At 66.1% G+C, this 21,724-nt stretch carries 22 protein-coding genes; 8 read left to right on the forward strand and 14 right to left on the reverse strand.

Annotation, left to right across the window (positions count from 1 at the left end):
* The first annotated feature begins 55 nt into the window (after positions 1-55).
* Complete coding sequence (locus tag NMQ09_RS02950; protein WP_255192959.1) at positions 56-493, forward strand: acyl-CoA thioesterase; 438 nt, start codon at positions 56-58, stop codon at positions 491-493.
* A 38-nt stretch (positions 494-531) separates the two neighbouring features.
* Here NMQ09_RS02950 and NMQ09_RS02955 read toward each other — a convergent pair whose 3' ends face one another.
* Positions 532-909, reverse strand: a complete 378-nt coding sequence (locus NMQ09_RS02955) for an SHOCT domain-containing protein (protein ID WP_255192960.1) — start codon at positions 907-909, stop codon at positions 532-534.
* A 265-nt stretch (positions 910-1,174) separates the two neighbouring features.
* On the opposite strand from NMQ09_RS02955, the gene NMQ09_RS02960 reads away from it, so the two are divergent.
* Positions 1,175-2,854, forward strand: coding sequence for an aldehyde ferredoxin oxidoreductase family protein (locus tag NMQ09_RS02960; protein WP_255192961.1), 1,680 nt, complete (start codon positions 1,175-1,177; stop codon positions 2,852-2,854).
* Between the two features lie 27 nt (positions 2,855-2,881).
* Here NMQ09_RS02960 and NMQ09_RS02965 read toward each other — a convergent pair whose 3' ends face one another.
* On the reverse strand, positions 2,882-3,640 hold the full coding sequence (locus tag NMQ09_RS02965) for an ABC transporter ATP-binding protein (RefSeq protein WP_255192962.1): 759 nt from the start codon (positions 3,638-3,640) through the stop codon (positions 2,882-2,884).
* 118 nt (positions 3,641-3,758) lie between these two features.
* Here NMQ09_RS02965 and NMQ09_RS02970 point away from each other — a divergent pair, with 118 nt between their 5' ends.
* On the forward strand, positions 3,759-5,381 hold the full coding sequence (locus NMQ09_RS02970) for an acetate--CoA ligase (protein ID WP_255192963.1): 1,623 nt from the start codon (positions 3,759-3,761) through the stop codon (positions 5,379-5,381).
* 48 nt (positions 5,382-5,429) lie between these two features.
* Here NMQ09_RS02970 and NMQ09_RS02975 read toward each other — a convergent pair whose 3' ends face one another.
* The 5 genes from NMQ09_RS02975 to NMQ09_RS02995 all read right to left on the reverse strand — a co-directional run bounded on the left by NMQ09_RS02975 (position 5,430) and on the right by NMQ09_RS02995 (position 9,875).
* Complete coding sequence (locus NMQ09_RS02975; protein WP_255192964.1) at positions 5,430-6,206, reverse strand: hypothetical protein; 777 nt, start codon at positions 6,204-6,206, stop codon at positions 5,430-5,432.
* A 165-nt stretch (positions 6,207-6,371) separates the two neighbouring features.
* Positions 6,372-7,349 carry an E3 ubiquitin ligase family protein gene (locus NMQ09_RS02980; protein ID WP_255192965.1) on the reverse strand — a complete coding sequence of 326 codons (978 nt, stop codon included), beginning with the start codon at positions 7,347-7,349 and terminating at the stop codon, positions 6,372-6,374.
* A 10-nt stretch (positions 7,350-7,359) separates the two neighbouring features.
* Entirely contained in the window at positions 7,360-7,938 is a 579-nt protein-coding gene (locus NMQ09_RS02985) for a LemA family protein (RefSeq protein ID WP_255192966.1), read from the reverse strand.
* Positions 7,939-8,399: 461 nt separating this feature from the next.
* Positions 8,400-8,666, reverse strand: a complete 267-nt coding sequence (locus NMQ09_RS02990; protein ID WP_255192967.1) for a PLD nuclease N-terminal domain-containing protein — start codon at positions 8,664-8,666, stop codon at positions 8,400-8,402.
* A gap of 72 nt (positions 8,667-8,738) precedes the next feature.
* The gene (locus NMQ09_RS02995) at positions 8,739-9,875 is read right to left on the reverse strand and encodes a thiolase family protein (RefSeq protein ID WP_255192968.1); all 1,137 of its coding nucleotides are present in this window, start codon (positions 9,873-9,875) and stop codon (positions 8,739-8,741) included.
* A 183-nt stretch (positions 9,876-10,058) separates the two neighbouring features.
* Here NMQ09_RS02995 and NMQ09_RS03000 point away from each other — a divergent pair, with 183 nt between their 5' ends.
* A complete protein-coding gene (locus NMQ09_RS03000; protein WP_255192969.1) occupies positions 10,059-10,937 on the forward strand; it encodes a transcription initiation factor IIB in 879 nt (292 codons plus the stop codon).
* Positions 10,938-11,035: 98 nt separating this feature from the next.
* Here the strand turns inward: NMQ09_RS03000 and NMQ09_RS03005 are convergent, their stop codons facing one another.
* On the reverse strand, positions 11,036-12,679 hold the full coding sequence (locus tag NMQ09_RS03005; protein ID WP_255192970.1) for an HTTM domain-containing protein: 1,644 nt from the start codon (positions 12,677-12,679) through the stop codon (positions 11,036-11,038).
* A gap of 190 nt (positions 12,680-12,869) precedes the next feature.
* Positions 12,870-13,781, reverse strand: a complete 912-nt coding sequence (locus tag NMQ09_RS03010; protein ID WP_255192971.1) for a DUF6176 family protein — start codon at positions 13,779-13,781, stop codon at positions 12,870-12,872.
* Positions 13,782-13,892: 111 nt separating this feature from the next.
* Between NMQ09_RS03010 and NMQ09_RS03015 the strand changes: the two genes are divergently transcribed.
* From NMQ09_RS03015 to NMQ09_RS03025, 3 genes are read left to right on the forward strand one after another with little or no spacing between them, the layout of a single operon-like run.
* Positions 13,893-14,540, forward strand: coding sequence for a helix-turn-helix domain-containing protein (locus tag NMQ09_RS03015; RefSeq protein WP_255192972.1), 648 nt, complete (start codon positions 13,893-13,895; stop codon positions 14,538-14,540).
* Positions 14,541-14,591: 51 nt separating this feature from the next.
* Positions 14,592-15,527, forward strand: a complete 936-nt coding sequence (locus NMQ09_RS03020; RefSeq protein WP_255192973.1) for an ABC transporter ATP-binding protein — start codon at positions 14,592-14,594, stop codon at positions 15,525-15,527.
* Complete coding sequence (locus NMQ09_RS03025) at positions 15,524-16,369, forward strand: ABC transporter permease (protein WP_255192974.1); 846 nt, start codon at positions 15,524-15,526, stop codon at positions 16,367-16,369. Before NMQ09_RS03020 ends, NMQ09_RS03025 begins: the two co-directional genes overlap by 4 nt.
* Positions 16,370-16,391: 22 nt before the next feature.
* Here NMQ09_RS03025 and NMQ09_RS03030 read toward each other — a convergent pair whose 3' ends face one another.
* The 4 genes from NMQ09_RS03030 to NMQ09_RS03045 all read right to left on the reverse strand — a co-directional run bounded on the left by NMQ09_RS03030 (position 16,392) and on the right by NMQ09_RS03045 (position 20,362).
* Positions 16,392-16,976, reverse strand: coding sequence for a diacylglycerol/polyprenol kinase family protein (locus tag NMQ09_RS03030; RefSeq protein WP_255192975.1), 585 nt, complete (start codon positions 16,974-16,976; stop codon positions 16,392-16,394).
* Positions 16,977-17,018: 42 nt separating this feature from the next.
* On the reverse strand, positions 17,019-18,764 hold the full coding sequence (gene glyS, locus NMQ09_RS03035; protein WP_255192976.1) for a glycine--tRNA ligase: 1,746 nt from the start codon (positions 18,762-18,764) through the stop codon (positions 17,019-17,021).
* A gap of 207 nt (positions 18,765-18,971) precedes the next feature.
* Complete coding sequence (locus NMQ09_RS03040; protein ID WP_255192977.1) at positions 18,972-19,331, reverse strand: ArsR family transcriptional regulator; 360 nt, start codon at positions 19,329-19,331, stop codon at positions 18,972-18,974.
* 179 nt (positions 19,332-19,510) lie between these two features.
* Positions 19,511-20,362: a CBS domain-containing protein gene (locus tag NMQ09_RS03045; protein ID WP_255192978.1), complete on the reverse strand. Its 852-nt coding sequence runs from the start codon at positions 20,360-20,362 to the stop codon at positions 19,511-19,513.
* A 116-nt stretch (positions 20,363-20,478) separates the two neighbouring features.
* Here NMQ09_RS03045 and NMQ09_RS03050 point away from each other — a divergent pair, with 116 nt between their 5' ends.
* A complete protein-coding gene (locus NMQ09_RS03050) occupies positions 20,479-20,964 on the forward strand; it encodes a DUF7974 family protein (RefSeq protein WP_255192979.1) in 486 nt (161 codons plus the stop codon).
* Between the two features lie 42 nt (positions 20,965-21,006).
* Here NMQ09_RS03050 and NMQ09_RS21135 read toward each other — a convergent pair whose 3' ends face one another.
* A complete protein-coding gene (locus NMQ09_RS21135) occupies positions 21,007-21,672 on the reverse strand; it encodes an oligopeptide/dipeptide ABC transporter ATP-binding protein (RefSeq protein WP_425607265.1) in 666 nt (221 codons plus the stop codon).
* Positions 21,673-21,724 lie beyond the last annotated feature (52 nt).

A 21,724-nucleotide genomic window follows, 5' to 3' on the forward strand; every position in this document is an offset into this window, starting at 1 on the left:
TCGGCCGGCGGCCTCGAGCGATCGGTTTTATCCTCCCCGCACTCGCAGCTCAGCTATGGTGGCCGTCCTCGAGACACACATCCGGAACCGGTTTCGCGTCCAGCCGAATCACGCCAACAACCTCGGAGCACTCCACGGGGGCAACCTCATGAAGTGGCTCGACGAGGTCGCGGCGATGTCGGCGATGCGCTTCGCCGGGGAAACCTGCGTCACCGCGCGAGTTGACGAACTCGACTTCAAGCGGCCGATCCCGGTCGGCGAGACGGCGCTCGTGGAGTCGTACGTCTACGACGCCGGGCGAACGAGCGTTCACGTCGCACTCCGGGCCTGGCGCGAGGCGCCGCGGACGGGCGACCTCGAGGAGACGACCGGCTCGTCGTTCACGTTCGTCGCCGTCGACGACGACGGGACGCCGACGCCGGTTCCCGACCTCACCGTCGAGACCGAGGAAGGCGAGCGGCTGCGCGAGCGGGCGCTCGAGATCGCGGAGTGAGACCGGCCGAAACCGGCTCCCAGACGGGTGAACGATCGTCAGTCGACCTCGAGTTCGTGGCCGACAGCCGAGTCGTCGTGAGCGCCGTCGTCGAGGTCGACGTCCTCGAGGCCGAGCAGGTGCTCGAGTTTCCGCTCGAACTCGGTTTCCGAGAGGTCGCCGGCCGCGTATCGCTGCTTGAGGACCGTTAGCGGATCGTCCTCGTTCGCCGGCCCGTCGGTGGTGTCGTCGGTATTCCGAGACAGCCGAAAGTGGTACAGCGGGGTGACGACGAACCAGCCGAGGAGGAGGATCGCCACCCCGAGGTTCGAGAGCGGACCGGCGGGCTGACCGAGGACGATCATCGCGGCACCGATCCCGAGCGAGACCAGCCCGATGAGCAGCGTCGTCCGATCCTCGTCCTCGTTGGGCGTCATGAACGTGATCTTTCGTGATCGGTTCAAAAACCTGTCGACGGCCCGCCGTGTGTCGACGGCCCGCCGTGGTGTTCAGCGGTTCCGCGCTGCTCCGCTCTCGTCGGTGAGGATGGTACCGAGCGCGCCGCCACGGCCGTCTCGGTGAAAATCGTGGACACTCGACGAGGTCGGCCCAGGGCTCGTCCCGCGTCCCGCGACCCCACAGGTACGGAGGTCCGATTGCGTACCGGTACGGTTTTGCGGATTCGGCGTGCAGTAGTTCCACATGAAACACGCAAAAGGCCCACTGTGTTCGATCGACGTCGGCGAGCGGACGTACCAGACCGAGGCGATCGACGACGTCCTCGAGTCGTTCGTCGGCGGGCGAGCCGTCGGCACGAAGCTGGCCCACGACCGGATTCCGTTCGACGTCGACCCGCTGGGCGCGGAAAACCGCCTCTACCTGGCGACGGGGCCGCTCCAGCACTCGACGATGAGCTTCACGGGACGGATGTCGGCGACGGCCGTCTCCCCGCTCACCGACGGGTTGCTCTCCTCGAACGCGGGCGGCTTCCTCTCGCGGAACTTCACCGCGACGGGCTACGGTGCGGTGGAGCTCACGGGCGCGAGCGACGAACTCCTGATCGTCCACGTCACCGACGAGGGCGTCGAGTTTGAAGCAGTGCCGGAGCTCGAGGGAGCCGAAACGTCGGAGATCTGTGCCTACATCGAGGACGAACACGGCCTCTCCGAGGACCACACCGTGACGATCGGTCCCGGCGGCGAGAACCAGGTTCGCTTCGCCTCGCTCATGACCTCGCGCGAGCGAGCGTTCGGCCGCGGCGGCCTGGGTGCCGTGCTGGGTGCGAAGAACGTGAAGGCGATCACGTTCGACGGCGACTCGACGCCCGAGGTCGAGATCCCGCCGCTGCAGATGGACGTCCACCGCGAGGCCGCCCAGTCCGACCACATCATGAAACGCCAGGGCACCTCCTCGATGACGGAGTTCGCGAGCGCCGTCAACGCCCTCCCCACCCACTACTTCTCCGAACTCTCCTTCGACGGTGCCCAGGGTATCAGCGGCGATCGCGTCGAGGAGAAAAAGTACAAGAAGGGGACCTGTTCGGCCTGTGCGTTCGCCTGCAAACTCCCGACCCGCGACGAGGAGACGGGCCTCGAGACCGAGGGGCCGGAGTACGAGACCGTCATGGCCTTCGGCTCGAACTCGGGCGTCGACGACATCGTCGACGTGATGAAATCGAACAAGCTCTGTGACGAACTCGGGCTCGACACCATCTCGGCGGGCGACGTCGTCGCGGCCTATCTCGCCAGCGAGGACGAATTCGGCAACGTCGAGCTAATCCACGACCTCGTCGAACAGATCGCTCACCGCGACGGCGTCGGCGACGTCCTCGCGGAGGGAATCGACCGATTCTACGACGAACTCGAGGTCGAGAACTGGACCGTCAAGGGCATGGAGTTCCCAGCCCACGACGGCCGCACCCTCAACGGCCAGGGGCTGGCCTTTGCCACCTCCAACCGCGGCGCCGATCACATGTACGCCGAGTTCTACTCACTCGAGTACCCCCTCGTCGACGAAGAGCAGGCGATGGACAAGGAAGGACTCGAAGGCAAGCCGCCGAAGGTCGTCGAGAAGGAGAATCTGAACGCGATCAAAGACAGTGCCGTGCTCTGTAAGTTCTCCCGGGACTTCGTCAACGAAGAGCGCCTTTCGACGCTGCTCGACGCTGACTACGAGGACCTCCTCGAAATCGGCGGCCGCGTCATCGACATGGAACGCCACTTCAACAACCAGCGCGGGATGGACCGCGAGGACGACACCCTCCCCTACGACCTCCCCGACTTCGAGGCGGCGCTCGAGGAGTACTACGCCGAACGCGGCTGGAACGACGACGGCACCGTCTCGAGCGAGCAGGTCGAGGCCGGCGCGCCCGCGGACGACTGATCCACGGCGGCTACGCGACCGCCGGCGTCACGCCGACGGCTCCCCGTACGTCGGCTTGTCGGTGACCTCGAGGAAGACGTCCTCGAGGCTCCGCGCTGCCCCGGTTTCTGCGCGCCGTTTCAACTCCCCGGGACGGCCCTCGGCGACGAGGCGTCCGTCGTGGAGGACGCCGATGGTGTCCGCGAGTTCGTCGACGACCGGCAGGATGTGCGTCGAGAGGAAGACCGTCATCTCCCGGTCGGCGAGGTCGGCGATCGTCTCGCGCATCGTCCGTGCCGCCCGGGGGTCGAGCCCACTGGTGGGTTCGTCGAGGAAGACGACCGACGGATCGTGGAGGACGGCCTGGATGACGCCCACCTTCTGGCGCATCCCCTTCGAGTAGGCGTCGATGCGCTTGTTCGCCTCCTCGAGCAGGTCGAAGCGCTCGAGCAGCCGGTCGATGCGCTCGGCCGATGCCGCGGTGAGGAGGTCGCGAAGGCCGGCGACGTACTCGAGTTGTTCGCGACCCGTGAGTTCGTCGTACAGCGGCGGCTCCTCGGGGAGGTAGCCGATGTGCGGGGTGACGGCGTCGCGATCCTCGATGGAGTGGCCGGCGACGCGCGCGGTTCCCGACGTCGGACGGGTGAGCGTGGTCAGTATCCGCATCGTCGTCGTCTTGCCCGCCCCGTTGGGTCCCAGAAAGCCGTACACCGTCCCGGGTTCGATCGAAAGCGAGAGGTCGGAAACGGCGGTCGCGTCCCCGTACCGCTTGGTGAGTGCCCGGGTTTCGATGGCGAGGTCGGTCATTCGACGGAAACTCGTCTGGCGAGCGTAATAACGGTGCCCACCCGTTTCAGCGTGCGTGGAGCCACTGAGAGGGCTAACGGACAGTACTTTGATAGTGGTATTCGGTGACGTATTTCACATGGCCACCGACTACGACACCGAAGTCTCAGCGTTCGAGTGGGACGTTCCCGATGCGTACGCCATCCCGGCCGTCGTCGACGCCCACGCCGAGGCGTTCGGCGACCGGCTCGCCGTTCGCTACGTAGACGCCGGGGGCGAACGCGCCGACCGAACCTACGCCGACGTGCGCGACGACGCCTCCCGGTTCGCGAACGCCCTCGAGGATCTCGGCGTCGGGAGCGGTGACCGGGTGTTGCACCTCTTCCCGCGCCACCCCGACGCCTTCGCGATCCAGCTCGGCGCGCTCGCGGTTGGCGGGCTGCTCGTCCCCTGCTCGTCGATGCTCCGCCCGAAGGACGTCGCGTTCCGCGCCACCGACTGCGAGGCGGAGACGATCGTCGTCCACGACTCGCTCACCGACATGGTCGAGCCCGTCCTCGAGGAGACGCCGCTCGAGCGGGTGATCGTCCTCGACGGCGACGGCGAGGCCCACCCCTCGTTTGCGGAGCTGATCGACGACCAGCCGACCGCGTACGACGGCCCCGACCTCGCCGCCGAGGATCCGATGTCGATCAACTACACCAGCGGAACGACTGGCCAGCCCAAACCCGTCCTCCACAAACACCGCTGGATGTACTGTTTCAGCCGGATCAACGCCCCCTACTGGTGGGGAATCGACGAGGACACGGACCTCGAGGAGGAACTGCTGTGGGCCACCACGGGCACGGGCTGGGCGAAGTGGTTCTGGAGCCCCGTCGGCGTCGGCCTCACGACGGGCGCGAGCCAGCTGCTCTACGAGGGCGAGTTCGAGCCCGAGACGTTCCTCGAGGTGCTGGAAACCGAGGGCGTCACCCGGCTCTGTGCCGTCCCTACTCAGTACCGAATGTTCGCGAACGCCGACCTCGGGGCCTACGACCTCGCGCTCACCGACGCGCTCTCGGCGGGCGAACCCCTCAACCGCGAACCGATCGACCGCTTCGAGGAGGCGTTCGGCGTCACGCCCAGGGACGGCTACGGCCAGACGGAGACCGTCGCGCTGGTGACGAACTACCCCGGCATCGACGTGAAACCCGGCAGCATGGGCAAACCGACGCCGGGCGTCGGGACGACGATTATCGACGTCGACGAGGAACGAGCGGTCGAGGCCGACGAGATCGGTGAGATTGCGGTCCCCGTCGACTCCCCGGCCATCTTCGACGGCTACTACGAGAGCCCCACCCTCGACGACCGAACGTTCGGCGGCGAGTACTACCGCACGGGCGACCTCGCGAGCCGCGACGCCGAGGGTTACTTCTACTTCGAGGGACGGGCCGACGACATCATCATCTCCTCGGGGTACCGCATCGGCCCCTTCGAGGTCGAGGACGCCCTCGTCAGCCACGACGCCGTCGCCGAGGCCGCCGCCGTCGACAGCCCTCACGCAGAGCGCGGGAGCGTCGTCAAAGCCTACGTCGTCCTCGCTGAGGGCTACGAGGGGAGCGAGGAGCTGACGGACGAACTTCAGGCGTTCATGAAAGCACAGACGGCGCCGTACAAGTACCCGCGACGGATCGAGTTCGTCGAGGAGTTACCCAAGACCTCGAGTGGGAAGATCAGGCGGGTCGAACTTCGACAGGTCGAACGGGAGCGCCACGAGGTCTGATCGGCTTTTCGTTCGGTTTGTACCTGGTTCGTCGTCGACGCGGGACCCTCATCGGCCGTTGATCGACCGAACGCCCATCCTCGTGGCGAGGTACCAGGCCGAGACCGGGACGTTGAGCAGCGGAACCGCGTTACACGTCGCCCAGAACAGCGGCGCGTGGCCCCAGTCGGTGTGAGACTCCAGATACCACGCGTCGGTCAGCGTCGCGGCGGGAACGAGGAGGACGTTCACCAGGAGAAACGCGAGGAGAAACCAGGCGGCGGTGAGGAGCCAGCCGCCGCCGACGATGACGCCGAGTATCGATAGCAGGTTGAACGCAAGCCCGAACCAGACGCCGTAGGCGCCGACTGGCGAACCCCGCGGCCCACTCGGCGGGACGTAGGGGACCCAGTAGCCGTCGACGACCTCGAGCAGGAGGCGTTCGCCGTAGAGATCTGCGTACGAGCCGTAACGCGGACCGGCGACCTCGAGCACGCGGGCGAACCGGGGGTCCTGACCGTTCTCTCGGTATTCGACGTACGTGATCGCTTGCGTCCCGCCGGGGAACTCGACGGTCAGCGCCAGCGCCGAGTCGGTACGGAGCTCCCACGGGTAGTCGGTGGGGACGTCCTCGACCGGGACGACTGCCGCCTCGACGATTCGAGCGTGAGCACGTCCCCCTCCGATGGCGGGTTCGCCCGTCGTCGGGCCGGCGTCACCCACCGCGAAGAACGAGTCTGCCTGCTCGTCGGCGATCGATCTCGCGGAGTTCGACGCCTCGGCGGCAGTCGACTCGCGCTCGGCGACCTCGTCCGATCGAACCGATTCGGTCTCCCGGTCTGTCACGTTCGTCCATTTCACGGGGGCGACGCTAAACGTGTCGGACGAGCACCGAACCGACGGTCGACCCCCGTTGGCGTCGGTCGTCGCGTACAGCCGGGCTGGCGAACGCCGTGGCGACGGCCGACTCGAGGTCCGGGGCCGATCGTCCCGGGAAGCGACTGGATCCGTTTACGCGGAAACGAACCACTGGGCCAAGAATGCGACACAGATCGTGCTGACGACCAGTCCGAAGAGGACGTACCCCGATCCCACCAGGAGAAACCGTCGCGAGAGCCCCGATTCGTCTCGACAGGAGACGATGAATCGACCGGTGTCGTCGTCGCCCTGGATGACGAGTCGGTCTTCGTTCGACCCCCCCGCGTCGTCGCGGATCGTCGCGGCGCCGTAGACGTACACCTCCTCGTCGACCGGCAGCACTTCCTGTCTGATCCGCCGCCGTCTCACCCGTCCGCGGCCGGTTCCCCTGTACGTCGGCTGCTTCGGTGAACCGCTGGTCCGAGCGCGCTTTCGACTGCCCGAGCCGCCGACGCTGACCAGCGGCAGCTTCTCTTCGATCCGCGTCGAGAGGTTGAACGACTCGAGTTCGACGTCCTCCGGCATCGCCTCGGCGACGTCGACGGACGTGTCGACACTCCGCCGGTACTTGCCGGGCACCTGCTTGCTCCCTCTCCTGAAGGTTTCGCTCAGTCGGTTGTCCCCGGAGATGTGGTAGCTCGCGCCGCCGTTCCCGAGCACGAGGACTTCTCCCGTCCCGTCGTCGAGGTAAAACGGCGCCGCCAGCGAGTGACTCGAGACCGTCTTCCACTGGCGTTTCGTCTCGGTCTCGCCGTCTTTGTTCCGCTCTTTCCACTCCCGTTCTTCCTGGACGCTGTACTTGTAGTAGAGGCATTTGCCCGGTGTGAACGGCTGGTCGAAGACGACGCCAGCGCTCCGGGCCGTGCCGTGGAGTTCGGTTCGGCCGACGGCCATCGACCGAACCCGTTCTGGCGGCGTGTTCTTGATCAGCCGTCCGGTCTGGAACTGTTTGGCGCCGACAGCCATGATCGCGAACCCGGCGAGAAAGAAAAACAGGACGATGAGAAACACCCCAGGCTCCTCCCGAACGACGTTCAACGGCGCAGGGGTACTGACGTGTGTGCTCACCATCGAACTCACTTCAGGCGAACGCCGCTGCGACGTCGACGTCTTTTTTGTCCTCTTCGGACGCCTCGAAGAGCTCTTTCGCCGTGAAGCCGAACTGTCGTGCCATGAGAACGTACGGGAACTGCGAGATTCGCGTGTTGTATCGCGTCGTCGTCTCGTTGTAGAACTCCCGTCGGTCGGCGATCTGGTTCTCGATGTCGCTGATGCGATTTTGGAACTGCATCATGTTGCCCTGTGACTTCAGGTCGGGATACTCCTCGACTCGAGCGTTGAACGTGGCCATGGCGTTTCGAACCATCTGGTCCGCGGTAGCCTGTTCACCGGGCGTTTCGGCCTGCTCGGCGCGTTCTCTGGCTTCGGTGAGTTCGGTGAGCAGCTCTTTTTCGTGGTCCATGAACTCAGAAGCCGCGTCGATGAGTTTGGTGAGTTCGTCCTGTCGCTGCTTGAGCAGGACGTCGATATTCTGTTTCGACTGATCAACGCGTTTCTTGAGACTCACGAGGGTGTTGTACGTGCTGATTCCGTACCCGACGAACAGGACCAGGACCACGCCAACTACGAACACCCCCACGAGAACGAGTGTTAGTGACATCGTTGCTGACAGACTATGATGAAATATCAAAAGTGTTGTGGGAGATCACGATTCGCGTCCACGGAAAACCAGTGCAGGAGGACAGCACCGACGAGATCTGGAAACGGACGTCAACGCCAGCGACGAGACGGTGCTGCCCCCGAGAACGCGAGCCGCTCGAGCGACGACGACCCCGACGTCGGGGCCGTCGAGGCGTCCTATAGTAACCGTTGAACGTCGTTGCACATCCGGTCACGACCATCGGCGGTCAGCTTCGTCGACGAGGCCGAGGCTGACCGCTCGGCTGTGACCGGGCGGAACTCGTTTCAACGAGTACAGAACGGGCAGGTCGACGGGTCCGTCTAGGAAGTCGTACTGGTCGGCAAGGCTCCAGATCCATTTGGGTGACGTATAACCGCTTTCTACATACGTGTGATCACATATGGTGGTGTTAGTATCTCACCCAACCTCCTGTGGACCGCTCACTCGTCCCGATCCTCGTCCGCGCGTGAGGGGTGGAAGTTGTACGTTCCCTGTGCGTAGGGATCCGTTTCCGGGTCGTAGGACAGTTCGCTCCGCTCGAAGAGGTACGCGAACAGGCCGAACAACGGTATCAGGAGGACGATCAGCGCCCACTTTCGCGGCCTGTTCATGCCGATCCTGGTCGCGTCGTAGTACGTGACTGCCGAGAGGACACAGAGCCACAGCAACGGAAACGCGATCAGGAACAGCAGAAGTGCGGTGCTCATAGGGAGCGTACGACGCCACCGATTGTAAATCACGTGCTGGATCGGCGAGCGTCTCACCGAAGGCCAGTCTCGTTACTCGACCTCGAGCTCGATCGCCGCACCCTGGCCGAAGCCGACACAGAGCGTCGCCAGCCCGCGACCGCCGCCGCGCTCGCGCAGTTCGTGGAGCAGCGTCACCGGGAGCCGCGCGCCGGACGCGCCGAGCGGGTGTCCGAGCGCGATCGCGCCGCCGTTGACGTTGAACCGATCGGGGTCGATCCCGAGTTCGTCGCGGCAGTACACCGTCTGGCTCGCGAACGCCTCGTTCAGCTCGACCAGGTCGTAGTCGTCGATCTCACGACCCGTACGCTCGAGCAGGCCGCGCGTCGCGGGGACGGGACCGATCCCCATCACGGTGGGGTCGACGCCGGCGACGTTGTTCGACCCGACGGTCGCCAGGATCTCGAGGTCGTGTTCCTCGGCGAACGCCTCGCTCGTGATCAGCAGCGCGGCCGCACCGTCAGAAATCTGGGAGGCGTTGCCGGGGGTGACCGTTCCGTCGCTCTTGAAGACGGTGGGCAACTCGGCGAGCTTCTTCGGCGTTGTGCCGGGGCGGATCCCTTCGTCCTCGGTGATCGTTCCCTCCTCGGTCTCGATCGGGACGATCTGGGAGTCGAAGCGGCCCTCTTCAGTCGCCGCCGCGGCGCGCTGCTGGCTCTGGGCGGCGTACTCGTCCTGGACCTCGCGGGAGATGTCGTACTCTTCGGCGACCTTCTCGGCGGTCATCCCCATCTGGAGTTCGCCGACGTTGTACGTCGTCGCCAGCTCCGGGTGGAGGTAGCCGATGCTCTCGCCCATCGGCTGGCGGGACATGCTCTCGACGCCGCCGGCGACGATGCAGTCGCGCTGACCGGCGCGGATCGCGTTCGACGCCGCGATGACGGCCTCCATCGAGGAGGCACACCAGCGGTTGATCGTCGTCCCCGGCACGGACTCGCCGAGATCGGAGAGCAAAGCGATGACGCGTGCGAGGTTGTTGTCCTGCTCTTCTCGCTGCTGGGCACAGCCCCACATCAGGTCGTCGACGTCCGCCCCGGAGAGTCCGGTCTCGGCGAGGATGTCGTTCACGAGCGGAATCGAGAGGTCTTCACTGCGCACGTCGGCGAAGACGCCGTCGTCTTTCCCCTGTGGCGTTCGCACGGCCCGTGCGATCACTGGTGTCTGTGACATAGAATTCGCAACTACCCTCACGACCTTAAACACCGGTAAAACTGCAGCTGACGGACGCTGAGTTTACCCGGATGCCGGTCCCCGTCGCCGAAGCCATCGAACTTCGTTATGTTCGACGATCCAATTCCGAAATCTATTAATCTTATGGTGAATTTAACACTCAATGGGGAAGGAAGATTACCAATGGCAGAAGCCAACACCCTACCGAGCTGTCCGGAGTGTGGTGGCCGACTGCGAATCACGGCCACCGAGACGGTCTGTGAAGAGTGCGGACTCGTCTCCGCGGAGAACGCCATCGACTACGGTCCCGAGTGGCGAACCTTCGAAGACGACGACGCCGACCGAAAGCGAACCGGTGCACCACTCACTCGCTCGCGCCACGACCGCGGTCTCTCGACCGAGATCGGCTACGGGACGGGAACGAGGATCACCGGCCGAAAACGCCGGCGCTTCGCCCGACTGCGCAGGGAACACAACCGCGCCCGTCTCTCGTCGAAAGCCGACACGAACCGGATGCACGGCTTTACGGAGATCCGACGAATCGTCGCCCAGCTGTCGCTGCCGATCGCCGCTCGAGAACAGGCGTGTGCCTTATTCGAGTCGGCACAATCGGAAGGGCTCCTCCGCGGGCGGTCGATCGAAGGCTTCGCAGCCGCTGCCGTCTACGCGACGTGTCGAACGCTCTCGATCTCGCGAACGGTCGACGAAGTCGTCACGATCGCCGCCGCCGACGAGGCAGAACTCAAAGCCGCCTACGGCGCCCTCAACCGCGAACTCGGGCTCCCGACCGGTCCCATCGATCCGACCGAGTACCTGCCGCGGTACGCGTCTCACCTGGATCTCGACACGGCCATCGAACACCGTGCTCGAGAGTACGTCTCGAGCCTCCAGGAAGCCGGACTCGTCGGCGGCCGAAATCCGAGCGGCGTCGCCGCCGCCTGTCTCTACGCCGCCGCGCTCGAGGACGGCCACACCGTCACGCAAGCCGACGCAGCCGCCGTTGCCGACGTCTCGCCGGTCACGATCCGATCGACCGTCTCGAGTCTCTCGGAACTCCCCTGAGCGGCACCGCTGTCCGTCAGTGCCGACCTCCTCGCACCACGGTCGCGGCTGTGTCAGTCGCCCGGTACGCAACCCGTGTGGACCCGTGCTCGAGCCGGTCAGTCCGGCCGCTCGATGAGTTTCGGGTTCCGGTCGCCGCAGCCGTGTCTGTAGATCGTGGTGTACGTTCGGTCCCGGTCTGCCGGCGAGTCGATCGTCTCGCGCGTCACGTCTTCGCCGACCATGTACATCGAGAGGTGTGTCAGTTCGTCGTCGTGCGCTGCCGACCACTGCTCGCAGATGTATTCGGCCAGCGTCGGTGCGACGTCGTTGCCGTGGCCGCCGCGGCGGACGCTGTTCATGTAGAAGCGTTCGCGGTAGGTGCCGTACTGCGTCTGCAGCTGGTCGCCCGGCCGGTCGAAAGTCAGCTCCCGATCGTTCCAGACGTCGAGTCGCTCGCCGCGTTCGGTTTCAGCCGGGAAGACGTAGTAGCGGTCTTCCGTTCGGGGATTCGGACCGGCGAACACACCCCAGCCGACCGGCTGGTCGATTCCGACCTGGGTCGCGACCGACTCCACCTGTTTGACGCCGGATGACGTCTCGAGCGTCTCCGCGATCGACTCGTCGACTCGCACTTCGATCGGTCGGTCGTCCGCTGGGTCCGCGGCGACGACGGCCGCGACGTTGAACAGGATCACGGCGGCGACGAACAGGACGGTGACGACGACGATTCCGAGGGCGGCGGTGTACGTCACACGCTTTGCGGCCACTGCCCGGTCGGACGTGAGTCGGTAGTCCGGAATCGCCGTCGCGACTCGCTCGAGGCGCCGCGCTTGCTCGGTCAGCCGAGCGGCGTCGAACCCGACGGCCGCGAGCGCCGCGTCGGCGTCGTCCCAGAACTGCGCCTGCAAGAAGAGCAACACGCCCATGAGGGCGACGTAGGGGAAGGCGCCGATGCGGACCGTGAGGGCGAACGACAGGTGGCCGGCGACGAACAGCGCGACCACCAGCATTCGCGGCCGGCCCTGCAAAACGATGAGCAGCCACGAACCAAGGAGCATGTAGAACCAGAGCAGGCCGCCGTACTCGAGCAGCGTCGGGTACTGGCTGACGACGTCGCCCAGCAGGAAGGTAATCTCGTCCATGGCGAGCACGAGCGGGGCGGCGTCCCCGCTCGTCCACACCGACGACTGCGCCTTGATCAGGCCGTTAGAGAAGTACATGAAGACCATCTGGGCCAGGATCGCCGCGGAGGCGACGCTCGCGACGAACGGTCGCGGCGACCGCTCCCGGTGGACGGCGTCGACGGACCAGCGTTCGCCCAGCGGCAGGAAGATGGCCCAGAACAGGAGCAGTCGGAACAGCGTGTCGGCGTAGCTCAGGACGAACGGGTTGTGGTGGTCGAGCGAGACGACGAACGCGAACGTGAGGACCGTCGCAATCTTCGTCTTGTAGCCGACGATCAACTGGAGTGCGATCAGCCCCTGGAGGACGAACAGCGCGGCGATGACGGTCGAACTCGTCGTCAGGTGGTAGATCGAGTAGCCCGAGTACTCCATCGCGAGCGATCGCGGGACGACTCCCGCGTCGGTGTAGAAGTACGTGAAGTTTCGCGAGCGGAGCAACAGGTCGGCCACGACGAGGAGACCGGCGAAAACGCGAAAGACCGCCAGCGTTCGCGTGTCGATCCGAACGCACCGCTGCAGGTAGCGCCAGAGCCGATGGCCCGACTCGAGGGAGGAGGGACGTGTTACGGGACCCATCAGTATCCGTCATTTCAGGCGAGCGATATAGGCGTTACTCACTAGCTGTCGACGGAGACGCTGGCGTCGGTCGTTCGGCCGAGCCGAGGTGGACCGACTATTCGATTCGGACGGGACGAGGTAAATCGACTGCTCGCGATCGCTCGGACTCGATTTTCGCTCACCACTCTTCGAGTGGATCGGCTTTCGCTCACCACTCCTCGAGTCGGCGCGGCCGGTCGGGGGCGATGGCGTGGGCGAGGAGTTCGACGTCGGTCTCGAGCGGGTATTCGAGAATCGTCTCGGGCGCCTCGAGAACCCGTCCGAGCACGATCTCGGAACCCCGTGCGACGGGGTTTTCGGTGTCGTAGTAGGCGTCGTACACGCGCGCCATCTCCTCGGCTTCCATGTACCCGACCAGTGCGTAGCCGTCGGCCCGTCGCTCGAGGAAGACCGACTCGGTGTACATGTTCTCGGCGTCGAGCATCTCCGCGCTCCAGCGCTCGATCGGCCCGAGTTCGAGGTTGCCGTCGACGACGCGCCGCGAGAACCCCGCGAACCCGTCGGCGACCCGTTCCGGAAGCCCGGGCCTGAGTCGCATCCGGACCAGGTCGACGTCGACGGCCGCTCCGTCCGGTCCCGTGACGAGCGATCCGTCCCCGCTCGCAACCGTTCGGGGACGGGCGGGGTTGGCGGCGTGAACGAGCAACTCGCGGTCGACCACGGATTCGTCGGCGAATTCGACCGCCTCGTGGTCGACGGGAAACGCCTCGGCGACGGTCGAACGCGGCTCGTCCCACCGATCGGTCACCGACCGGGGCACCTCTCCGTACCAGACGAGTTCGGGACCCGCTCCCTCGAGGTCGAGAAACAGCGACGCCGTCGTCGCCTCCTCGAGGCCCAGCACCGGCTCGGGGTCGCCCGCCGAGACGATCCCTGCGACGTGCGCCCGGAGCGACTCGAGTTCGGCGGGATCGACGCGCCGTCGGACGAGGAACGCCGCCCCCTCTCGTTCGGTCGCCGCCGGCGGTTCGCGCCGGGCCGAGTCCGATCGAGATCGATGCCGCCCGTACGCCACGGCTGCGACCGCGAGCATCGTTCCAGCGATCACGCCGCGTCGCATCCACCGTCGAGGAAGTCGCCTGCGCATACACCGACGTTGGCCTGGTACGCCGTTCACCCTGCTCCCGAACTGTATCGGCCATTGAAGTACCTCGAGTCGAAACGTCCGGCTATGCGATCGATGCGAGTCGAACTCCGCTTTGCTCCCGAGACGACGATGCCGATTCACGATCTCCTCTGTACCGATCCCGACCTCGAGCGGGAGTTGATCCTCGGCGGGCAGGCCGTCGACGGCGTCGAGACGATCACCTCGTTCGTGTACGGCGAGCCGGCCGCCTACGAGTCGCTCCTCGAGGCGCAGGCGTCGGTGCTCGAGTACGACGTCACGCCGACACCGGAGGGCTTTTTCGTCTACGCCCGCCGGGAACTCGGGCCTGACGGTGAGTCGATGTTCGACGCCCTCGCCCGGGACACCGTCGTGGTCGTCCCACCGGTCGAAGTCCGGTCCGATCGAACGATTCGCCTGACCCTCGTCGGCCACCCGGACGATCTCCGGGAAGTACTCGAACTCGTTCCCGACGGCGTCGACCTGGACGTCCGGCACGTAGGTGACGGCGTCTCGACGACGGGGATCTCGATCACCGACAGACAGCGCGAAGCCCTCCGGCTCGCACGCGACGTCGGCTACTACGACGTTCCCCGGCGAAACGGCATCGAGGCCGTCGCGGCCGAACTCGAGTGTGCGGTGTCGACGGCCTCGGAACTGCTCCGCCGGGGCGAGGCGCGGGCCGTCGAGGGGGTACTCGAGGTCGGCCCGTAACGCCCTGAATAAATCAGAAGAGTAATACATTTACACAGATATGTTGGTCGTATGGCCGCGATCGAACTTCGCGGCGTGACCAAACGCTACGAGCGGTTCGGCCTCTTCGGGGGCCGGTCGGTCACCGCCCTCCACGACCTCGACCTCACCGTCCAGTCCGGCGAGATCTTCGGCTTTTTAGGCCCCAACGGCGCGGGGAAGTCGACGACGATCGACGTCCTGCTCGGCTACACCGCCCCGACCGCGGGCTCGGTTCGCGTCCTCGGTCGCGACGTCGCCACCGAAGGGCCCGCCGTTCGCGAGCGCGTCGGTGTCCTCCCCGACGGCTACGGCCCGATCGGGGAGCGAACGGGTCGCGAACACGTCGAGTTCGCCATCGAGGCGAAAGGCGCCGACGACGACCCGGACGAACTCATCGAGCGCGTCGGCATGCGCGGACCCGACGCGTACCCCGTCGAGGAGTACTCGAAGGGGATGGCTCAGCGGCTCCTGCTCGCGATGGCGCTGGTCGGCGAGCCTGACCTGCTGATCCTCGACGAGCCCTCGACCGGCCTCGACCCCAACGGCGCCCGCGAGATGCGCCGGATCGTCCGCGAGGAGAACGCCCGCGGCGCGACGGTCTTCTTCTCGAGTCACATTTTAGAGCAGGTCGAGGCGGTCTGTGACCGAGTCGCCATCGTCGACGGCGGCGAACTCGTCGCCGTCGACACGATCGACGCGCTGCGCGAATCGAGCGGCGGGACGTCTGCCGTCACCCTCGAACTCTCGAGCGTTCCCGACGACGCGCTCGAGCGCGTTCGCTCGCTCGAAGGCGTCTCTGGCGTCAGATCGAACGGGTCGACCGTCGTCGTCGCCTGCGAGAACGCGGCGAAGGCAGCGGTCGTCGCCACGGTCTACGACGCCGGGGCCGACGTGCGGAACGTCACCACGAGCGAAATGCCCCTGGAAGACCTGTTCGAGCGCTACACGCGAGGTGTCGCGCAGTGACCGTCCCGTCCCCCGAGACGCTCGCGCTGTTCGTCCGCGAGGACGTCCAGGACACCGTCCGGGAGCGACAGTTCCACCTCCTCGTGGGCATCTTCGTCCTCCTCGCGGCGCTCGTGACCTACGCCGCCGGGCGATCGACGTCGGCCCGCGGCGGCGAGCCCGAGCTGATCCCAACGCTCCTCCCGCTGTTCGCGATGCTGACGCCGCTGCTCGCGCTCGGCTTCTTCGCGTCCTCGCTCGTCGAGAAGCGAACGACCGGCGCGCTCAAAGTCGTTCTCGGGTTGCCGATCTCCCGCGGAACGGTGGTCCTCGGGACGTTCCTGGGGCGATCGATCGTGATCTGTACGGCGGTGGTCGCGTCGATGCTCGTTGCGACCCCGATCGCCGCGTTATTCGGGGTGACCGTCGATCCCGTCAGGCTCGTCGTCGTGACGCTGATCCTCGCGCTCCTCGGCGTGACGTTTACGGCCCTCGCGGTCGCGATCTCGGCGGTCGTCCGAACGACGACCCGGGCGACGATCGCCGCGTTCGGAGCGTTCGTCCTGTTCTTTTTCGGGTTCTGGGCACAGCTTCCTACCGCCGTGCTGTACGTCCGCCACGGCTTCTCGTTCCCCGAGACGACTCCGGCGTGGGTCGAACTCGTCGCGGCGATCAATCCCGTCGCCGCGTACACGTACCTGCTCACCGGATTCGATGCCGACCTCACTGGCGGCTGGTTCGTCAGACCGCCGTCGGAGCCGGCCGTCTACGAACGGCCGGCATTCGCACTCGCCGTGCTCGTCGGCTGGATCGTCGTCTCGGTCGGGGCCGGCTACCACCGCTTTCGGGCCACCGATCTCTGATCGGCGATCCACCGATCGCTGATCACACCGGAACGAACTCGAGCGCGAGCCAGGCGAAGACGGCGGCGTAGATCGGGATCGTCAGGTTGTCGTCGAGCACGAACTCGCCGTAAGTGACCTTCACCCCGTCGGCGAGCGTCCCGCCGAGGGCGGCGGCGATCGCCGCCGCGGGCGGGAGAAACGGCAGGGCCAGCACCAGCATGACGCCGAACGTCGCGGCGAGCACCTGCGGGCGCTTGATCCGGCGCAACGTATCGTCCGAGAGCGCGCCGCTTACGGGGTCGCCGATCGCGAGCATCAACATGGCGGGGAGGGCGACCTCGGGCCCGAAGACGAGCACGACGATCGTCATGCTCACCACGTAGTAACCGTAGCCCGCGAACTGGTCCTGTTCGTACTCGCGGGTGAGCTTCTCGTAGACCCACCACTCGAGGCCGACCCGCAGGCGGAGGAACTCGAGGCCGATCGCACCGAGGGCGAGCACGACCATCAGGACGCCAAAGCGCTCCCAGGTGAGCGGCAACTCGAGGAACTGCGCGAGGAGGTAGAGGGCGACGAGGCCGGCGCCGCTCGCGTGAACCAGTCGTCGCTTGAGTTCGTCGGCCATCCAGTCGTCTTCCGAACGCCGTGATATTCAGTTCGTCGATACTTAGAGCTCCGCGAACGCGAGGTCGCCCGCCCGCAACGCCGCGAGCGTCGCCGGCAATTCGTCGATCGGGAGGCGCTTCTGGGCGGTCGAATCGCGCTCGCGGACGGTCACGGCGTCGTCCTCGAGGCTCTCGTAGTCGACCGTCACGCAGAAGGGCGTGCCGACCTCGTCCTGGCGGCGATAGCGCCGGCCGATCGCACCGGAGTCGTCGTAGGTGACCGACAGGCCCTCGGCGCGCAACTCGGCGGCGATCGCGTTCGCCTCGGCCTCGAGGTCGTCGTCGCGCTGGAGCGGGAAGACGCCGACGAAGGTCGGCGCGACCTCGGGGTCGAGCGCGAGGTAGGTCCGCTCCTCGCCGTCGACCTCGTCCTCGCGGTAGGCGTGATGCAAGACCGTGTAGACGAGTCGGTCGACGCCGAAGGAGGGCTCGACGACGTTCGGGATGACGTGCTCGCCGGCGATCGTCTCCTCGTCGACGGCAAAGCCGGTCTTTTCGACGGGAATCTCGTGAGCCTCGTCCTCGAGGTCGATTTCGACCGTTTCGCCGTCGAACGCGGCCCGGTCGCGCTCGGCCAGTTTCTCGAGTGCCTCGACGACGGCGCCAGCGTCGCCGCCGAACTCCGGACCCAGGTAGCTCATGTCGGGGTCGACGGTGGCGCGTTCGACGACCTTCGGCTCGTCGTACTGCTTGAAGACGGTGAAGCGCTCGCCGGAGTGGTCGGCGTGGTTCGAGAGGTCGTAGTCGCCCCGGTGGGCGAAGCCCGCGATCTCGATCCAGTTCCCGTCGATTTCGGACTCGGCGTCCCAGCAGTCACTCGCGTAGTGAGCTCGCTCGCCCGAGAGGTGCTGGCGGAAGCGAAAGCGATCTGCGTCGACGCCGACCGACGCGTACCACTCCTGGGAGACGCCGAGGAAGTAGGCGATCCAGGGGTCGGCGATCGTGCCGTCGGCGACCGCCTCGCCGATCGTCGTCTCGATGGGCTCGCCGTCGTCGGCCTGCTGCTCGGGCGCTGGGTAGAGCGTCACGGGGACGTCCTCGACGCTCGAGAGCTCTGGTTCGTCCTCCTCGGGATCGATGAACAGCTCGAGTTCGGCCTGGGTGAACTCCCGGGTGCGGATGATCGAGCGGCGGGGGCTGATCTCGTTTCGGTAGGCCCGGCCGATCTGGGTGACGCCGAAGGGGAGCTGGTTGCGGGCGTACTCCTTGAGCCGGGGGAACTCGACGAAGATGCCCTGGGCCGTTTCCGGGCGCATGTAGCCGGGCTGGGCGTCGCCGGGGCCGATGTTCGTCGCGAACATGAGGTTGAAGTCCTCGACGGCGACGCCCGCGAGTCCCGCACCGCACTCGGGACAGACGAGTTCGTACTCGGCGATGATCTCCTCGACCTCGGGGATCGGGAGGCTCTCTGCGTCCTCGTACTCGGTGTTGTCCTCGACGAGGTGATCCGCACGGGAGCTCGTCTCACACTCGGGACACTCGACCAGCATATCGTCGAACCCCTCGAGGTGGCCCGACGCCTCGAAGACCGGTTCGGGCATGATCGTCGGCGCGTCGATCTCCATGTGACCCTCGCCGAGAGCGTATCGCTCGCGCCAGGCGTCCTCGAGGTTGCTCTTTAGCGACGCGCCCTGTGGGCCGAAGGTGTAGAAGCCGCCGACGCCGCCGTAGACACCTGAGGACTGGAAGAAGTAGCCGCGTCGCTTGGCGAGCTCGACTAACTTCTCGCTCGTTGCCTCCTCGCTCATAGCTCTCGCGTGTGGACTCGACTCGTTCGATGGGCGTTCGACCGAACCGACGAGGCGTCGGTCGATCGCCGCGACTCCTGTGCGTTCATACTCAATCGTACCGTGAAACCCCGCCTAAAAGTCACTTTCGTCGCGTCGTGACGCGTTCACACGCGTTCAGCGATTGCCGGCGCTCGCGTGCTCAGCTCACCGACAATCGTGTGTTCATCACTCAGATAGCTCGCCGATCGCCCCCGCCGCCTCGAAGAGCGCGAGCACGCCCTCCTCGAGTGCGAGCCGCCCGAACTCGGTCACCTCGTACTGCTCGCCGTCACAGTCGTCGCCGATCAGACACGCCATCCGTTCGGCGAGGACGCCGCCGTCGATCAGTGCCTCGACGTCTGCCTCGACGGCCGCCACCGGGCGACCGACGTCCGCCGCGATCTCCTCGAGGGTGCGTCCGTCGACCTCGGCGGCGTACACCGCGTAGGTCAGCTCGAATCGGTCGGGGTCGCCGAGTGCGGCGACGGTCTCTAAGATCTCTTCGACGTCCATGATCGGATCGCTCGCGTCGTCTAGTAACGTCATAGCCTCCCGTTCGCACGACACGCTCTTAGTATTGTACGTCTGTGTGACGACCGAAAAATGACGCCTCGTCGTCGGGTGCACGGTTCGTTGTGGAACGGCCGCTCGAGCGTCGCCCGATCGATCATCGGCAGTCCGCCGACGACCACCACGCCGACCGCATCGCCACGACGGTGTGGCGATCAGTTCGACAGTGCCTCGAGCAAGTCGACGTCGCGAACGATGCCGACCAGTTCGTCGCCGCCGACCATCGGGATCTGTTCGATGTCGTTGCTGATCATCAGCTGGGCGGCCTCCTCGACCGATCGCCGACTCGAGACCGTGATGACGTCCTCGGTCATGAACTCGCTGACGGATTCGGAGGGGATCTCGATGTCCCGCGTCGGGAGGTAGCGGCTGCCGACGGCCTTGATGCCCTCCCAGGACCACTGGGAGTCCTGATCGGGGAAGTTGTCACCCGTCGATTCCTCCCCCTCGACGATCCGGGCGACGTCGATGATGTCGACCTCGGTGAGAACGCCGCTCATCCGACCCTCCTCGTCGAGCGCGACGGTGTAGGGGACGTTCGCGTAGGAGAGTTCGCGCTCGGCGACGGGCAGCGGTGCGCCCTCGTAGGTCGTGTTCACGTTCTCGCTGGCGTGGTCGCCCACGGTCGCGTCGGTCTCGGCGTCGCCGGTCGCGATCGCGTGGATCACGTCGGTCACCGTGACGATCCCCTCGAACTCACCGTCGACGACGGGGACGCGGCGGGCACCCTCCTCGACCATCAGCGTCGCGACCTCCTCGATCGTCGCCTCGGCGGTCGTCGTCGGGACGTCCTCCATCAGCATGACGAGCTGGTCCTCGTCGGGCTGTTCGATCAGGGCGTCCCGCGAGACGAGGCCGCGGTACTCGGGGCCGTCGTCGGTCGATTTCACGACGGGAACGGAGGAGAACGAGCGTTCCTGGAGGTACTCGAGCACGTCGTTTCGGGTACCGGGCAACTCGACGGTCACCACCTCCGAGCGGGGGGTCATCGCATCGGCTACGTTCATGTCACCCTCGTACGGTTAAACCGAGTATAAAGCCAGTGTTTCCCGGACGACAAAACGACCGTCGCTGGCAGCCGACCGCAACGTTCAACACGGACGGGACGTCTACTCGAACCGATATGTCACGGGTTCGGCGACGGCCCGACGCCGACGACGAGTTCGGCTTCGACCAGGATCCCTCGGTGTTCTCCCGAGGACTCGATGCGCTGGTTCCGGCGTCGATCGCTCGCCGGGCCTTAGCCGTCTCGGTCGAAACGGACGAGCAGGTGTACGATCCAGGCGACTCCGTCGAGATCCGGATCGACGTCTCGAACCGGTTGCCACTCCCGATCACCGTCCGAATCGAGGGCGCTCGAATCTGGGGCTGGTCGGTGGACGGGCTCGTCGAGGCGACCGACGAACCGATCTACGTCCCCGACGTCGCCCGGTCGCTCTCGCTTCGAGCCGGCGAGACCCGAACGTTCACCCGGACGTGGAACGGTCGAATCAAACGACACGGGACACCGACCCGGTGGGTCGAACCGTCTAGCGGAACCCACGAAATCGCCGCTTTCGTCGCGACGGCGCCAGAGACCAGCGACTCGACGACGATCACTATTCGGTGAGTTCGGTCACCGTCACCTCAGACGCCCTCGAGCGACGCCCGGTCACTCCCGGTACAGGTGACAGGCGACGTCGTGCGTGGCCGAGCCGTGCTGGGTCGGGACCGTCGCGCTCGGCCGTTCCTGTGCACAGATGCTCGAGGTCTCGACCGCCTCGCGAACCAGTTCACGCGCGCCGTCCCAGTCGCCTTCGGCCAGCCGCCGGCAGACGTCCTCGACGAGCGCCCCTGCGTCCCCGCCAGGTCGGCCGTCGGGGAAGAACGTCGAATCGATGTCGGCTTCGACCGCGGCGAGCGAGCGCCCCTCTCCGTCGTCCGGACCCTCGAGGACGAACGTTCGGCGGTCGACCGCTCGGACGAACTCGAGGACACGTTCCCACTCGTCTTCGGAAAGCCCGTAGCGCTCCGGCTGGATCAGCGCCGGACAGCGAGTCCGGAACCGGCAGCCCGAAGGCGGATCGATGGGACTCGGGACGTCGCCCTCGAGCGTCCCACGGACGTCTCGAGACCGGGGGTCGGGAACCGGGATCGCATCGAGGAGCGCTTTCGTGTAGGGATGTTTCGGGTTCTCGAACAGCTCCTCTTTCTCGGCGAGCTCGACGACGTGTCCGAGGTACATCACGGCGACCCGGTCGGCGATGTACCTGACGACGCTCATATCGTGGGAGATGATCAGGTACGTCAGCCCGAACTCTTCCTGGAGTTCGCGCATGGCGTTTAGCACCTGCGCCTGGACGGAGACGTCGAGCGCCGAGACCGGTTCG

Origin of the sequence: Natronobeatus ordinarius (assembly GCF_024362485.1) — an archaeon.
Taxonomy (GTDB): domain Archaea; phylum Halobacteriota; class Halobacteria; order Halobacteriales; family Natrialbaceae; genus Natronobeatus; species Natronobeatus ordinarius.

Excerpts from the sequence above, each read along its gene's own strand:
- glyS (WP_255192976.1), bottom strand. The coding sequence starts at position 18,764 with ATGAGCGAGGAGGCAACGAGCGAGAAGTTAGTCGAGCTCGCCAAGCGA.
- NMQ09_RS02970 (WP_255192963.1), top strand. The coding sequence starts at position 3,759 with ATGGCCACCGACTACGACACCGAAGTCTCAGCGTTCGAGTGGGACGTT.
- NMQ09_RS03030 (WP_255192975.1), bottom strand. The coding sequence starts at position 16,976 with ATGGCCGACGAACTCAAGCGACGACTGGTTCACGCGAGCGGCGCCGGC.
- NMQ09_RS03020 (WP_255192973.1), top strand. The coding sequence starts at position 14,592 with ATGGCCGCGATCGAACTTCGCGGCGTGACCAAACGCTACGAGCGGTTC.
- NMQ09_RS03010 (WP_255192971.1), bottom strand. The coding sequence starts at position 13,781 with ATGCGACGCGGCGTGATCGCTGGAACGATGCTCGCGGTCGCAGCCGTG.
- NMQ09_RS02985 (WP_255192966.1), bottom strand. The coding sequence starts at position 7,938 with ATGTCACTAACACTCGTTCTCGTGGGGGTGTTCGTAGTTGGCGTGGTC.
- NMQ09_RS02995 (WP_255192968.1), bottom strand. The coding sequence starts at position 9,875 with ATGTCACAGACACCAGTGATCGCACGGGCCGTGCGAACGCCACAGGGG.
- NMQ09_RS03005 (WP_255192970.1), bottom strand. The coding sequence starts at position 12,679 with ATGGGTCCCGTAACACGTCCCTCCTCCCTCGAGTCGGGCCATCGGCTC.
- NMQ09_RS03040 (WP_255192977.1), bottom strand. The coding sequence starts at position 19,331 with ATGACGTTACTAGACGACGCGAGCGATCCGATCATGGACGTCGAAGAG.
- NMQ09_RS21135 (WP_425607265.1), bottom strand. The coding sequence starts at position 21,672 with ATGCGCGAACTCCAGGAAGAGTTCGGGCTGACGTACCTGATCATCTCC.
- NMQ09_RS02955 (WP_255192960.1), bottom strand. The coding sequence starts at position 909 with ATGACGCCCAACGAGGACGAGGATCGGACGACGCTGCTCATCGGGCTG.
- NMQ09_RS02960 (WP_255192961.1), top strand. The coding sequence starts at position 1,175 with ATGAAACACGCAAAAGGCCCACTGTGTTCGATCGACGTCGGCGAGCGG.
- NMQ09_RS03000 (WP_255192969.1), top strand. The coding sequence starts at position 10,059 with ATGGCAGAAGCCAACACCCTACCGAGCTGTCCGGAGTGTGGTGGCCGA.
- NMQ09_RS03015 (WP_255192972.1), top strand. The coding sequence starts at position 13,893 with ATGCGATCGATGCGAGTCGAACTCCGCTTTGCTCCCGAGACGACGATG.
- NMQ09_RS02965 (WP_255192962.1), bottom strand. The coding sequence starts at position 3,640 with ATGACCGACCTCGCCATCGAAACCCGGGCACTCACCAAGCGGTACGGG.
- NMQ09_RS02950 (WP_255192959.1), top strand. The coding sequence starts at position 56 with ATGGTGGCCGTCCTCGAGACACACATCCGGAACCGGTTTCGCGTCCAG.
- NMQ09_RS02990 (WP_255192967.1), bottom strand. The coding sequence starts at position 8,666 with ATGAGCACCGCACTTCTGCTGTTCCTGATCGCGTTTCCGTTGCTGTGG.
- NMQ09_RS03050 (WP_255192979.1), top strand. The coding sequence starts at position 20,479 with ATGTCACGGGTTCGGCGACGGCCCGACGCCGACGACGAGTTCGGCTTC.
- NMQ09_RS03045 (WP_255192978.1), bottom strand. The coding sequence starts at position 20,362 with ATGAACGTAGCCGATGCGATGACCCCCCGCTCGGAGGTGGTGACCGTC.
- NMQ09_RS02980 (WP_255192965.1), bottom strand. The coding sequence starts at position 7,349 with ATGGTGAGCACACACGTCAGTACCCCTGCGCCGTTGAACGTCGTTCGG.